10 protein-coding genes are annotated in these 12364 nt (G+C 66.1%); 7 read left to right on the top strand and 3 right to left on the bottom strand.

All coding sequences use genetic code 11. The features are described from left to right. Positions 1-872 precede the first annotated feature (872 nt). The gene (locus tag ACODSY_RS25945; RefSeq protein WP_488954802.1) at positions 873-1235 is read left to right on the top strand and encodes a hypothetical protein; all 363 of its coding nucleotides are present in this window, start codon (positions 873-875) and stop codon (positions 1233-1235) included. A gap of 199 nt (positions 1236-1434) precedes the next feature. Here ACODSY_RS25945 and ACODSY_RS25940 read toward each other — a convergent pair whose 3' ends face one another. From ACODSY_RS25940 to ACODSY_RS25930, 3 genes are all read right to left on the bottom strand, one after another. Further along, on the bottom strand, positions 1435-1821 hold the full coding sequence (locus tag ACODSY_RS25940; RefSeq protein ID WP_488954801.1) for a type II toxin-antitoxin system VapC family toxin: 387 nt from the start codon (positions 1819-1821) through the stop codon (positions 1435-1437). After that, positions 1821-2060, bottom strand: coding sequence for a type II toxin-antitoxin system Phd/YefM family antitoxin (locus ACODSY_RS25935; protein ID WP_488954800.1), 240 nt, complete (start codon positions 2058-2060; stop codon positions 1821-1823). The genes ACODSY_RS25940 and ACODSY_RS25935 overlap by 1 nt, the downstream gene beginning before the upstream one ends. Before the next feature lie 400 nt (positions 2061-2460). Continuing rightward, entirely contained in the window at positions 2461-4623 is a 2163-nt protein-coding gene (locus ACODSY_RS25930) for a TonB-dependent receptor (protein ID WP_488954799.1), read from the bottom strand. A 249-nt stretch (positions 4624-4872) separates the two neighbouring features. On the opposite strand from ACODSY_RS25930, the gene ACODSY_RS25925 reads away from it, so the two are divergent. The 6 genes from ACODSY_RS25925 to ACODSY_RS25900 all read left to right on the top strand — a co-directional run bounded on the left by ACODSY_RS25925 (position 4873) and on the right by ACODSY_RS25900 (position 12285). Then, positions 4873-6141 carry a TetR/AcrR family transcriptional regulator gene (locus tag ACODSY_RS25925; protein WP_488954798.1) on the top strand — a complete coding sequence of 423 codons (1269 nt, stop codon included), beginning with the start codon at positions 4873-4875 and terminating at the stop codon, positions 6139-6141. Then, complete coding sequence (locus tag ACODSY_RS25920; protein WP_488954797.1) at positions 6138-7286, top strand: serine hydrolase domain-containing protein; 1149 nt, start codon at positions 6138-6140, stop codon at positions 7284-7286. Before ACODSY_RS25925 ends, ACODSY_RS25920 begins: the two co-directional genes overlap by 4 nt. Beyond that, positions 7283-8605, top strand: coding sequence for a spinster family MFS transporter (locus tag ACODSY_RS25915; RefSeq protein ID WP_488954796.1), 1323 nt, complete (start codon positions 7283-7285; stop codon positions 8603-8605). The genes ACODSY_RS25920 and ACODSY_RS25915 overlap by 4 nt, the downstream gene beginning before the upstream one ends. Before the next feature lie 457 nt (positions 8606-9062). Continuing rightward, positions 9063-9677: a PEPxxWA-CTERM sorting domain-containing protein gene (locus tag ACODSY_RS25910; RefSeq protein WP_488954795.1), complete on the top strand. Its 615-nt coding sequence runs from the start codon at positions 9063-9065 to the stop codon at positions 9675-9677. Between the two features lie 870 nt (positions 9678-10547). Next, positions 10548-10976 (top strand): hypothetical protein, encoded by a 429-nt coding sequence (locus ACODSY_RS25905; RefSeq protein ID WP_488954794.1) that lies wholly within the window; start codon positions 10548-10550, stop codon positions 10974-10976. Positions 10977-11385: 409 nt separating this feature from the next. After that, entirely contained in the window at positions 11386-12285 is a 900-nt protein-coding gene (locus tag ACODSY_RS25900) for a phosphotransferase (RefSeq protein ID WP_488954793.1), read from the top strand. Positions 12286-12364: the final 79 nt, after the last annotated feature.

Genomic DNA, 12364 nt, shown 5'->3' with positions numbered 1-12364 from the left:
GCCAGGACGCCGCCGCCTGCGTTTCTCTTTCCTATTCAACGATGTCAAAGACCCGGATTCCGGTGACCCGGACCCCGTGCGCCGAAACGCCTTGTTTTAAGAGACGCCTTGGCCGGCCGAAGCCCGTTGAGCCAGGAACGTCTGCGACGGCTGAGCCGCCGGGTCGACGAGATGTCCGATGACGGACGTCCGTTTCGACCGAAGCCACCTTATGGGTTCGTTTGGACCGAACACATGAGGCGCTTCCCGCTGCGCCGCGAACCTTGCGAGGTCCGCGTCGGCGGAGGCGGGCTTGTAGGCGGGACGCCGGGGCCGGTCAACAGGCTTTTTCGGGTTTTTCCGCCCACGCGTCAGGCCGCCGCAGGCCGGCCGCCGCCCGGCCCCGTAAGCCCAGGCTGACGGTCGGATCCGGCTGCTGGTGGGCCCGGCAGGACTCGAATTGCCGAGAGAAAAATCAGTTCGCGGACGGAAAATACCATCACCGATACCAGAGGCCCCTAGTTCGCCCGCCGACATCGGCCGCAGCTTCTCAGGTTGTTTCAACCGCGTTCGCCGCTGCCAGTGGATCGACAGTCGAAGCCTCTGATCCGCTCGGCCAGGGCGTCGCGGCGAAACGCACTTCGGCGCGAGCGTCAGGGCTCCGCCCCTCCCGCCGCCGGACCTTCCCGCCTCAGAAGTCCAGCATGATCTGCTGCGCGATGGCGCGGGCATGTTCGGAGCGGCGGCGCTGGCGCCGGGATGTCACGGGTGTCGCTGGGGGGACTGGCGCGCGCGCCGCCGCCGGCTGCGGTGGCGGCCCTGAACACACCTTTGCGACGGGAGGAGCCGCGCGGGATGTCTGCGGGGCGGGCGCTTCGAGAGGCGCCCGCAACGTGCGCGATGCGCGCCAGGCCTCGATCTCGCTCTCGCTGTATCGGGACCTAGAGAACGGGAGCACCAACCTGCAGTTGGAGCGCGTGTTCGAAATTGCGGAGTTCTTGCGGCTCGACGCACCGGCCATCGTGGCCGCCTTCCTGCACCGGCGCCCGGAGATCGCCCTCGACTTCGCCCAGAACAAGCTGATGCTGGCGCAGACCAGCGCTATTGACGAACTGGACACGGAAACGCGGACGGCCGTGGCGGCTGTCGACCCCCTCACCGCGCTCGACGCGCATCTTCAGCTTTACAGGCAGCTATCCACGTATGGCGACGCCCAGTTGCGCGCAACAGACCGTCGACGCGATGGCGGGTCGTGACTCGACACCGACGTTCGCCGCGTCCGCTGACGGCGCGGACGACGAAAGTGAGCTTTGAGGGTCAGCGCCGTCGCCTGAAACCGACCCTTAGGGACCGTTGCGACCGCGTGGCTAGCTTTCGCGTCTAGGACTCCCCCCGATGAGAGCCACCCGAGATCTTGATGGCTGAAGGCAATGGAGCCGAACGCACGACCTTGGCTCAGAGCGCAGAGCGTACAGGTCCCGGGTAACTGAGAACTGCCTGATCTGCGGTCAGCAGCGTGATCCCTTCAACCATCGCTTGCGCGATCAAGATCCGGTCGAAGGGATCCTTGTGCAGATCTGGAAGGGTCGACACAGCTGCAGCGTGGCTGCCGGCAATCGCCAGCTCCTCGTAGCCGCTCTCGAGGAGTTCGCGGCGAAAAACCCCTGCTTCCAGACTGAACTCCGGCCGGCCCAACGCAGACTTAATCGCGATCTCCCAGACGCTGGCTGCGCTAAAGTGGAGTTCGTTTTCCGGATCGCTGATGAGGGCTGTCGCATTCGTTGAGAGTCCTGATCCAGCCGCGGCCCAAAGTAGGACGTGCGTGTCGAGAAGCAGCTTCATCAGGCGCCTTGGAAAAGGTCTGAGATCTCTTCGCGACCCAACTCGTCGAAGTGGTCCGGCACAGATAGCCGGCCCTTCATGAATCCAATGCGCGGCTTGGGGCTCTCCGCTTGCGCGATAGCGACCACCTTCACCAGCGGTTTGCCCGCCTTGGCGATGATGAACGCCTCCCCCTTCACCGCCTTATCGATGAGCTTCGAAAGGTTTGTTTTGGCGTCGTGAATGTTGACGGTCTGCATCGCGCGGCTCCGGACTTAGTCCGAGAAACTTAGTTCAACTGACAGTTTTGCGCAATGAGCAGCATAACTTGGAGTGTCACCGCCGCCCCTCCTCCGAGGTCGCCCGTTCGAAATCGCTCAAGTCAGCCACTTCTCTAGCCGGCCTACTCTAGGACGTGAGGATCGACCGGAGCTGCGAGATCGAGAGCAGGTTGGGTCCGCGGTGCAGAATGCGATGACAGTTCGTGCACACAAGCGCCAAGTCTGCGAGCCTTGCGGTCTGGCCTGGCGACAACGTGGACACTGGCTTCGTACGCTGAGCGGCAACACCCGACATTGGCACCAGGGCGGAATGCGGACGTTGGAGCGGGTTCGCAGCAGGCCGACGCCTCTCGCGTTGGCGCGGCCTGCTGCCTGATCCCTAGTAAGTGTAGCGGGCCGACAGCCCGACAACGCGCCCCTTATTCAGCGGCGCCTGGGTCGCGCCAGGGCCGCCCCAGGTGGCCGGAAGCGGCGAGATGATGCCCTCCGTCACCTCGTTCAGCAGGTTGCGGCCATAGGCCGAGACCGTGACGCCGTTCGCCATCTTCCACGCTATCGACGCTTCCAGCATGTCCGCCGGGCTGAAGAAGGTGGTGTTGGCGTCGGTGTAGGCCGCCGAGTCCCGGTGGTTGAAGTCCACGCGCGCGCTCACCGAGCCGCGGTCGCCCAGGTCCACCACATAGTTCGCGCCCAGGCCCCAGGTCAGCGGCGCCAGGCGCGGCAGCTTGAGGTTCAGGTCGGTGGCGTTGATCACCCCGTCCCGGTTCAGGTCATAGAACATCTTGGTGTACTGGCCGTCGGTGAACCCGACCTGGCCGGTCAGGGTGAAGGCCGAGGTAACCCGGAACACCGTCTCCACCTCGACGCCCTGGATCGTGGCGTTGGCGGTGTTGCGGTAGATCTGCAGGTTCCCCAGCACCGGATCGACGAAGTTCACCTCGCGCTGTAGGTCGAAGATCTTGTTGCGATAGACCGCCGCGTTGATCCGCGCCCGGCGGTCGGCCAAGTCGATCTTCACGCCGGCCTCGAACGAGTCCTGCTTCTCGTCACCCGTCGGCCCGGGCACGTCCCCCGTCGCGCCGGGGCTGCGGAAGTTGTAGCCGCCGCTGCGATAGCCCCGGGTGTAGAACGCGTACAGCTGGGTGTCGCGGTCCGGCTGCCACTGCACCCCGATCTTCGGCGTGAAGAAGCTGGTCTTGCGGTTGTCCCGGAAGTTGTAGACGCAGGACTCGGCGTCGATGTTGCAGCCGCCAGGCCTCACCGACGAGATCCGCGCGTGTTTGCTCTCCTCGGAGTACCGCCCGCCCACGTTCAGCGTCAGGGTGTCGGTCACGTGCCAGTCGGCGGCCGCGAACACCGCGCCCGTCTTGGTCTTCTGGCTGCCGCCGCCAATGTTGTAGAGCGTCTGCACGCCCGCGCCGTTGCCGAAGATGCTGCCCGAAATCCCGAACAGGTCCTGCTCGAAGTAGAAGGCGCCCACGGTCACGTCGACCGCGCCCAGCTTGCCGGAGTAGCGCAGCTCGTTGCTGAACTGATCCTGGTCGGTGAGCGACTGGCCGGTGAGGTAGAACTCGCGGATCGAATCCACGTCGTTCTGCGCCTGCAGGTGCAGGTCGCGGTAGGCCATGATGTTGGTGATCACGCCGTCGCCGAAGCTTACCGGCATGTCTACCTGCCAGGTCACCTGATTCCACTTGGCGTGGCCGAAGCCCAGGCCGTTCCCCTCGACGTCGAAAGTGTCCTTGCTGTAGCGCGCCCGGTTCTGGCTGGGCGGCTCGCTGTTCTGGTCGCTCTCGCCGTGCTCGATGCGCAGCACGCTCTTGCCGCCCTCGCCGAAGTCGTAGCGCAGGGCGCCGCGCACTAGCTTGGTGCTGCCGCCGCCATAGTCGTGGTCGTTGTTGGCCTTGTTCGTGAACCAACCGGTGTCCTTGTTGTAGTAGGCCGCCAGTTTCGCCGAGAACCCGCCGCCGATCGGTCCGGAGACCACCGCAGACGTGGTGTAGTTCGGCCCGCTCTCGACGCTGGCGCGGCCGTCGAAATGGAAGCTGGTCGTCGGCTCGCTGGTGCGCACCAGCACCGCCCCGCCCGTCACGTTCTTGCCGAACAGCAGGCCCTGCGGGCCGCGCAGCACCTCGACACCCTCCAAGTCGAAGGTGTCGAACAGCACGCCAACGTTCACGCCCAGGTAGACGCCGTCGACGAAGACGCCGACCGTCGGCTCAATCGACTGGATCGAGCTGTTGATGCCCAGGCCGCGGATCGAGAAGTTCGCCGTCGCCGGCACCGTGCCCACGGCATTGAGCTGCACGTTCGGCACGCTGAACGCCAGGTTCTCGAGGTTGCGGACCTGCTTGGCGTCGAGCTGTTCGGTCCCGAAGGCGGTGATGGCGCCTGGCACGTCCTGGACCACCTGGCCGCCGGCCTTCTTGGTGGCGGTCACGACCACCTCGTCGACAGCCGCCTCCTGGGCCTGGGCCCCGCCCGTCCAGACGCTCGCCACAGCCACGCCGCACAGGAGCCCACGCAGTAGATTCGCAGTCATTTCCCCTCCCTGTCGCTCGCCGATCGAGGTCGCCCGGCGTTTTTCGACACTTGTGTATGTCGGTCGTGATGCCTGTCGATCTGGGTGGAGTCAATATTTTCGACACTGACGCATGTCCACCAACGTCGAGGGGCGATCATGCCGCCGCGCGTCGGCGTGTTGCAGGAAGAGCTCCAATTTTCGACAACAGCGCTTGAAACGCATCGCGACATATGAATTTCTTAGGGCCGGGCCGGAACGGGGAGATCGATGCCGCGCAAGAACCTGACGCTGGTCCACGACGTCGCCCTGACGCCCACCGGCCGCCGCTCGCAGAAGCGCGTATCCAAGCGGGATGGCATCCTGGCCACCGCCGCGGCGCTGTTCAACGAGCACGGGGTCGCCTCGGTCTCGCTGGGCGACGTAGCCAAGGCCCAAGGCGTCGGCCGGGCGAGCCTCTATCACTACGTCGCCGACCGCGAGGACCTGGTGTTCCAGTGCTTCCAGCGGAGCTGCGAGGCCGACACCGAGCGCCTGGACCTGGCCGCCGAGGCGCGCAATCCCCTGGACCGCGTGCTGCGCTATTTGGTCGAGAGCCTGGCGCCCGAGGCCGCCCAACACGCCGTGATCGCCGATCTCAGCTTCCTGTCGGCCGAGGCGCGCGAGATCATCCGCAAGGCCCGGCGACGCAACACCGAACGGCTGGCCGCGATGATCGGGGACGGCATCGAGGAGGGCATGATACGCCCCTGCGACGAGCAGATCCTGGCCCGGGTGCTGCCCGCCATGGTGTCGTTCAGCCTGATCGCCCGCCGCTGGCTCGATCCCAAGCTGGAGGCGGTCGACCCAGAGGCCCTGGCCGACTTCGTGGCGTTCGGCTCGGCGGCCGACGTCAATGTCGCCTTCGAATGCCCGCTGAACGCCGACAGCTTCAACCGGCTGGAAGCGGCGACCTTCGACCGCAAAAGCCTGAACGACATGCGGATTGAGCAGATCGTCATGACCGGCTCGCGCCTGATCAACGAGCGCGGCTATGATGCGGTGTCGCTGGAGGACGTGGCCGCGGCGCTGGGCGCGACGCGCGGCGCCTTCTACCACTATCTCGACGACAAGGAGGAGCTGCTGCGCCGCTGCTACGAGCGCGGCAACGCCCTCTACGAGGCCTTCATCGACGCGGCGGACGAGCACGGCCGCAACGGCCTGGAAAAGACCGCCATCGTCAGTCACCTGAATAGCCAAGCCCAGGCCGGATCGCTGCAGCCGCTGGCGTCGTGGGTGGGCCTGGACGCCCTGTCGCCGGCCCAGCGCCAGAAGCACCGCCAGAAACTGCGAGCCTTGTTGGCCCGCAACGAGCGCCTGGCGGAGGAAGGCGTCGCCGACGGCAGCCGCCGCGCGCTGGACGTCCACTCGGTCTCGGTCGCCCGGGCGGGCGCCTACATGTGGATCCCCAAGTGGAAGCCCGAGGTCGATCCCATCGCTCCGCGCCGCCTGGCCGACGAGATCGTGGCCCTATTCAACAAGGGCCTGGCGCGTCGATGACCCAAGTGCAGTTCGGCGGCGAGACGGCCACCGGGTTCGAGCCCGTGGCCGAGGTCTTCCGCGCCAATTTCCAGCGTGAGGACGACCATCGCGAAGTGGGCGCCGCTTTGGCGGTCTACCGGCACGGCCGGCGCGTGGTTCACCTATGGGGCGGCGTGCGCGCGCCCGGCGGCGAGGCCTGGACCGCGGACACCCTCGTCAACGTCTGGTCGGCCACCAAGGGCCTGATGGCGGTCGTCATGGCCCGGCTCGTGGAGCGCGGCCTGGTCGACTACGAGGCGCCGATCTCGCGCTACTGGCCCGAGTTCGCCGCCGCCGGGAAAGACGAGATCCGGGTCATCGACGTGCTGACCCACCGCTCCGGCCTGAACGGCTTCCGCGAGCCCACGACTATCGAGGACTTCCCGGACTGGGCGATGCTGACCAGGCGGCTGGCCGCCCAGGCGCCCTTCTGGCCGCCGGGCCGCGAAGCCAGCTACCACGCCATGACTCACGGCTTCCTGGCCGGTGAGATCGCCCGACGGGTGACCGGCCTGGCGCCGCGCGAGCTGTTCCGCGCGGAACTGGGCGAGGCGCTGGGCGCGGATGTGCACCTGGGCCTGCCACCCACCGAGCGTCACCGCCTGGCGCCGATCGTCGAGCCGGCCCAGTGGACCACCTCGCCCGCCGGCGAGGTCGATCCGATCGCGCGCCCCGCGACCGTCAATCCCGCCCCGCGCCCTGACTGGGCCAACCGCGAGGACTGGCGCAGCGCCCAGGTGCCGGCCGCCAACGGCCACGCCACCGCCGACGGCCTGGCCCGCGTCTACGGCGCCCTGGCCAACGCCGGCGAGCTGGAGGGCCGACGGTTTCTTGCGCCCCCGACCATCGCCGAACTGGGCCGCGGCCGGACCAATGGCGAGGATCACATGCTGGGCGTGCGGATCTGGGGCGCCGGCGTGTCGCTCAACGCCGCCGGCACCTGGGGGCCCAATCCGGAGACCTTCGGCCATAGTGGCTGGGGCGGCGCCTTCGGCTGCGCCGATCCCCGCGCCGGCGTCGGCATCGGCTATGTGATGAACCGGATGGGCGGCAAGGTCGCGGAGGATCCCCGCGCCGCAGCCCTGTGCGCAGCGGTCCACGCCAGTCTCGACCGTCTCGGATGACCCCGCCCGCCGGCGAGAACCAGCCCGGCGCCTGGCGCGCGCTGCCGGTCCTGATCGTGCTCTACGCCCTGTCGCTGCTCGACCGCCAGGTCCTGACGCTGATGGTCGGGCCGATCAAGCGGGACCTCGGCCTCAGCGACTTGCAGATCGGCCTGCTGCAGGGCCTCGTCTTCTCGGTCTTCTACAGCGCCGCCGCCCTGCCTATCGGCTGGCTGGTTGACCGCTTCGCGCGACGGCCGATCATCTGGATCGGCGTTACGGCCTGGGGGCTGGCGGCGGCGGGCTGCGGCCTGGCGCAGAACTACGCACAGCTACTATTCGCCCGTCTGGGCGTCGGCATCGGCGAGGCGGCCCTGTCGCCCGCGGCCTATTCGATGCTGGCCGACCTCTTCCGGCCGGCGCGGCTGGCGCTGGCCCTCTCGGTCCTGATGATCGGCTCCAGTCTCGGTAATGGCGCGGCCATCGGCCTGGGCGGCCTGGTCGTCAGCTTCGCCGAGCGCGCCGAGGGCGCCTCGCTTCCGCTGGTCGGCCACCTCGCCTCGTGGCAGTTCGTCTTCATCGTGACGGGCCTGCCCGGGTTGGTGTTGGGCGCCCTGGTCTTCTTGATCCGCGAGCCACCGCGCCGCGACCGGATGGCGCCGGGCGGCAAGGCCTCCATCGCCCAGACCTTCCGCTTCCTGCGTGAGCGTCGCGGCTTCTTCACCGCGCACTTCGTGGGCTTCGGCCTGCTCTCGGTCGTCGGGTGGGGGTTCACGAGTTGGCTTCCCACCTACATGAACCGTAGCTTCGGCTGGTCGATCGGCCAGCTCAGCCTTCCGCTGGCGCTGATCATCGGCCTGGGAGGAACGTTCGGGACCTTGGCTGTCGGCGCCCTCGTCGACCGGCTGTTCGGCCGCGGCCGGACCGACGCCCACATGCACGTCTACGCCGTCATCGCCCTGGGCATGACGGCCTGCGGGATCGCGGCGTTCCAGGTTCGGGATCCCTGGCTGTTCCTGGCCCTAGCAACCCCGATCGCCGCGGTGATGACGCTGGCCGCTACCGCAGGCGCCGCCGTGCAGATCGTCTCGCCCAACGAGATGCGGGGCCAGGTGGGCGCCCTCTTCCTGCTCGTGATGAACGGCATCGGCATGGGGCTGGGCCCCACGCTCGTCGGCGTCTTCACCGACATGGTGTTCCGGGACGAGGCGCAGCTGGGCCTGTCCATGACGCTGCTTTTCGCCACGCTTGGGCCCCTATCGGCACTCGCCCTATGGCTCGGCCTGCCCGCCATGCGATCCGCCGTCTCGGATGCCGACGCTTGGCGCCGAACCCCATAGCGCCTCGGCGCACTCGTTCGAGCGAGGTCGCAGTTACGACCCAATGGAGACGTTCGAGAGCCGCGGATTGTGGCCGCTCTTGGCGGCTACCGAGAGAGGCCCTACCCCTGCCCTACGTCGAGTTGGGGGGAATAGGTGGGCTTATCCACCCTTCGCTGACGGTCGCGGGTCTGCAGAGGGCCATCGTCGCGAAGGCCGGCTCTCGGCATCAGCCCCGATGACGCAAACCGACCCTTGGGCGATGTTGGGAGAGTCCGCTTACGGATCTCTCGCCAGCTTCGGTGTGGGTACAGACCCGAGGGCGGCCTTTCCCGTCTGGGGCCGACCTTAGCGAGTAGTGGTCAGCACACGGGCGTACTAGTCGCCGCCTTTGCTCTGACGCCTGCTCCGCGAGCACCGGCGCAGCGCCCCCCCGTTGCCGTCAATTGGCTTGACCGCAAGAGTGCGCAATATACCTATGTTCTTCGGGCTGGCTGACAGCCTTGATGGCAGGGGCTTTCTCATGCGATCGGTTCTGGTAAGCGCCGCACTGGCGCTCACGGTCGCGCTGGGTGCGACGGCGGCTCAGGCTGATGTCACTCAACACCTAGAAATGGCCTTTCAGTCTGGGGCGACTTTTTCGGGCGACGTCACCTTTCTGAACGACTACAGCGCCGTCACTGGCGTGACCGGAATACTGACTGGCTATCAGTTGGGAACGGTTGGCTACGTTGGCGGTGGCGCCAGCGACAGCATCAACTGGGTCTGGGAAAACGGCTCTAACAAGTCGTCTGGGGCCAATAACTATTCGACATTCCTGATGGACGGACCCGGGTCCGGATACACTTCTACGGGCGACTACACGCATTTTCTCCAGCTCGCCTACAACTATGCCTCGGCGCCGATCCTTAGCTTCACCTCAGGTGTGTCAGCGCGCGGCAATGACAACTACGTCGACCGCCACGATCCCCTCGTGAGGGGCTCGTTCGGTCTCGCGGTTCCGGAACCAGCGACATGGACGATGATGCTGCTGGGCGTGTTCAGCCTCGGCGGGGCGCTGCGCTCCAGGCAGCGTGTGGCGCTGGCGGCGTGACGGCTGGCGCCGAACGCTGATGAAAAATGCGCCGTCGGCCGCAGGATCAGCGGCGTGTTCTGTTTCGGGAAATGTACGATGAGGGTCGTAGACAGTCATTAGCGCCGACGCGGTTTCCGGACCTTCGCGCCAACGTCCGGTTCCTGACCTAGTAATCATTTCCGCTCCCCACCCCCGCCTGACGTCTGGCAGGTCGGCTTCAGGCAATCCGCCAAGGTCGCCTTTCGGGCCAGAGACCGGAGACCGTCTGCGACCCATAGCGGAACCACGCGCAGCCCTACGCGCGGCGGCATCTCATCGTGGTTCGAGAGTGCCCCCCGCCACGCGGCGGCGGAAGGTGTTTCACGCTGAGGCCTGCCTCGCCCTCTTGCCGCTCAAAGGTCGCTTTGCACCTCAGCCTGTCGGGAGCCTTTTCTTCAAGCACTGTAACCACGCCCCCATCGCGGAAGAGTTCGAAGGAACAACGGTAACCACTGTCATTGGGGCGACACGTCAGTTCACGTATGTGGAGGTCTGGGGTGTCGGCGTCGCCGCGACTAGCGTTGTACCAGAGCGAACCGAGCCAGTTGCCGTTGCCGATCAGAGCGTTCAGCTGAAGGTCGCTCCAGATGGCCCCGTGAACCTCTCCGGTCGTGTTCTCAGGCGGCGCGGCTGAGGCGATTGCCGCCAACAATGCGAACAGCTTGAGCATTCATCCACGCTACACCGAGAACGTCCGCAGCCCACCCATCTCTGACGTTCTGGAAGTCCGCTGCCGGCCGCCACCGCCAAGGTCAGCTTTGCGGCCGGGTGTCATCGACTGAAATCGACCCTTGGGCGACATTGGGAAGGTCTGCTTGCGGGCAGCGTTTGCGCGGCTAAGTTCCGCGCATGGGCGAGGCTGAAAAACAGCGCATGGCGGATTTGCTGCGGAAGAACCGCCGCAAAAAGCTCGTACCCGGCATCGTCCAGAAGTGGGCTGCACGAGGAGTTTCCGCGTCACCCCTTTCGGATGAGCGTCAGCAGAAATTGCTCACTGACTTACGAGCTTGGGGTCACTCGGAGTACCGCCCCATCAACGACCTTCAAGGCGTGATCCTTGAGTTTCTTGATGACCTGACCCTTGTCGTAGTCATCGACTTAGACGTCAACGAGGAGCCGGCGTTGCTCATACCCGCTCGTGCGCTGTCGGTGTCGGAGAAAGACCTGCGGACGGTGTATCAAGACGGCTTTGCGCTAATCCGTGAAGAGGCTGCGCTGACTGTGGATTTTGAAGAAGACTTGGGACGGGTGAACGTCAGCTACGCGGCCGCCCACTAACTTCCGCTCCCCACCCATCTCTGACCTTGGGAAAGGCCGCATTGGGGATTTGGAGTAGGCTGCTAGGCTTCGCCGATGGCCCAGGTAGACCCACCCACCGTTCATCACGCTGGCAAGTGGTTCCAGGTCACGGATGGCTTGGCGCCCCTTGGGTGCCCGATCGGCTACTGGCTCGTTGGGGGTGCAATCTTGCTGGTTGGGCTAGCGGCTTACCTGCTTCGTCGAGAGTGGCGCTCGCGCTAGATGACAGCAGTCGAACTGCGGGGTCCGCTAGCCTCGCTAAGATCTGAGCGAGTATGGAAGACCATCTCAACCTCATCCCGCCGCAGCGACGCGAAGCGGCGCGTGTGGCGCTAGCCCTGGTTACGGACGGCCAGGAAATCGGCCGCTGGCGCTGCTCAAGGGTGGGGTGTCAGGCGCTCTGATCTATCGTGCAGTCGCGGGCGATCGTTCCTACATGTTGCGGCTCGAACCCGAGCGCATAGCGCTTCAGCATCGGAAGCGCGGGTTCGCATGCATGGAGGCGGCTGCGGCAGCCGGAGTAGCGCCACGCATCTACTTCGCTGACCCAGTCGCCGGCGTCGCGGTGATGGATTTCATCGACGCCAAACCGATCGTGACCCATCCCGGTGGACGGATGGGGATAGCGCGAGAATTGGGCGCTCTCATTGCGCGAATCCAGACGACGGCGCCGTTTCCCACGATGCTCGGCGATAGCAATGACACGATCGCCTCAGCGCTCCAGTCGCTGGCCGCGTCGGGGCTGTTCGGTGCGGGATTACTCGAACGACACTGCTACGAGTTGGCTCGCATCCGCGCGGCGGTGCCGTGGGCCCCGCAAGACCTTGTCTCAAGCCACAACGACCCGAACCCGCGCAACCTGCTGTTCGATGGGGTCCGTCTCTGGCTGGTCGATTGGGAGCTGGCGTCGCGCAATGATCACTTCTTTGATCTCGCCATAGCGACCACGGAAATTGCTGACACACCTGACCTTGAAGCGATGTTGCTCACGGCTGCGTTGGGCGTAGCCCCCAATGCGGCCGCGTGTGCTCGGCTACGCGTCGTGCGCCAGTTGACACGGCTCTTCTACGGTTGCATCGCGCTGGACCCGCTCGCCGCCGAGCGTCGGGATCCGGAGGAAAGCCTCGACGCTTTGAGCCCGGCCCAGTTCCAGGCCGCGGCGGCGCAGGGCCGTCTGGCACCCCACGAGATCGGCTACGCCTTCGGCAAGATGTCTTTGGCCGCCTTCATTGATGGCTGCGCCGCCCCGGACTTTGAGCAGGCCCTAGCTCTGGCCAAGCTTGCTTGACGACTCGGACGGCGCCCGACGCCTGGGTCCGCAATTGATGCTGTGGACGGCTCTCCACCACCCGCGGGAGCATAGCTCC

The sequence above is a fragment of the Phenylobacterium sp. FG114 genome, assembly GCF_057809855.1.
Note: the sequence above shows the minus strand (reverse complement) of the source record. Positions and strands in the feature narration are given on the sequence as shown.

What these genes read in the sequence shown, in the direction of transcription:
- ACODSY_RS25940 (WP_488954801.1), bottom strand. Translation starts at nt 1,821, where the DNA reads ATGAAGCTGCTTCTCGACACGCACGTCCTACTTTGGGCCGCGGCTGGA.
- ACODSY_RS25935 (WP_488954800.1), bottom strand. Translation starts at nt 2,060, where the DNA reads ATGCAGACCGTCAACATTCACGACGCCAAAACAAACCTTTCGAAGCTC.
- ACODSY_RS25930 (WP_488954799.1), bottom strand. Translation starts at nt 4,623, where the DNA reads ATGACTGCGAATCTACTGCGTGGGCTCCTGTGCGGCGTGGCTGTGGCG.
- ACODSY_RS25925 (WP_488954798.1), top strand. Translation starts at nt 4,873, where the DNA reads ATGCCGCGCAAGAACCTGACGCTGGTCCACGACGTCGCCCTGACGCCC.
- ACODSY_RS25920 (WP_488954797.1), top strand. Translation starts at nt 6,138, where the DNA reads ATGACCCAAGTGCAGTTCGGCGGCGAGACGGCCACCGGGTTCGAGCCC.
- ACODSY_RS25915 (WP_488954796.1), top strand. Translation starts at nt 7,283, where the DNA reads ATGACCCCGCCCGCCGGCGAGAACCAGCCCGGCGCCTGGCGCGCGCTG.
- ACODSY_RS25910 (WP_488954795.1), top strand. Translation starts at nt 9,063, where the DNA reads ATGTTCTTCGGGCTGGCTGACAGCCTTGATGGCAGGGGCTTTCTCATG.
- ACODSY_RS25905 (WP_488954794.1), top strand. Translation starts at nt 10,548, where the DNA reads ATGGGCGAGGCTGAAAAACAGCGCATGGCGGATTTGCTGCGGAAGAAC.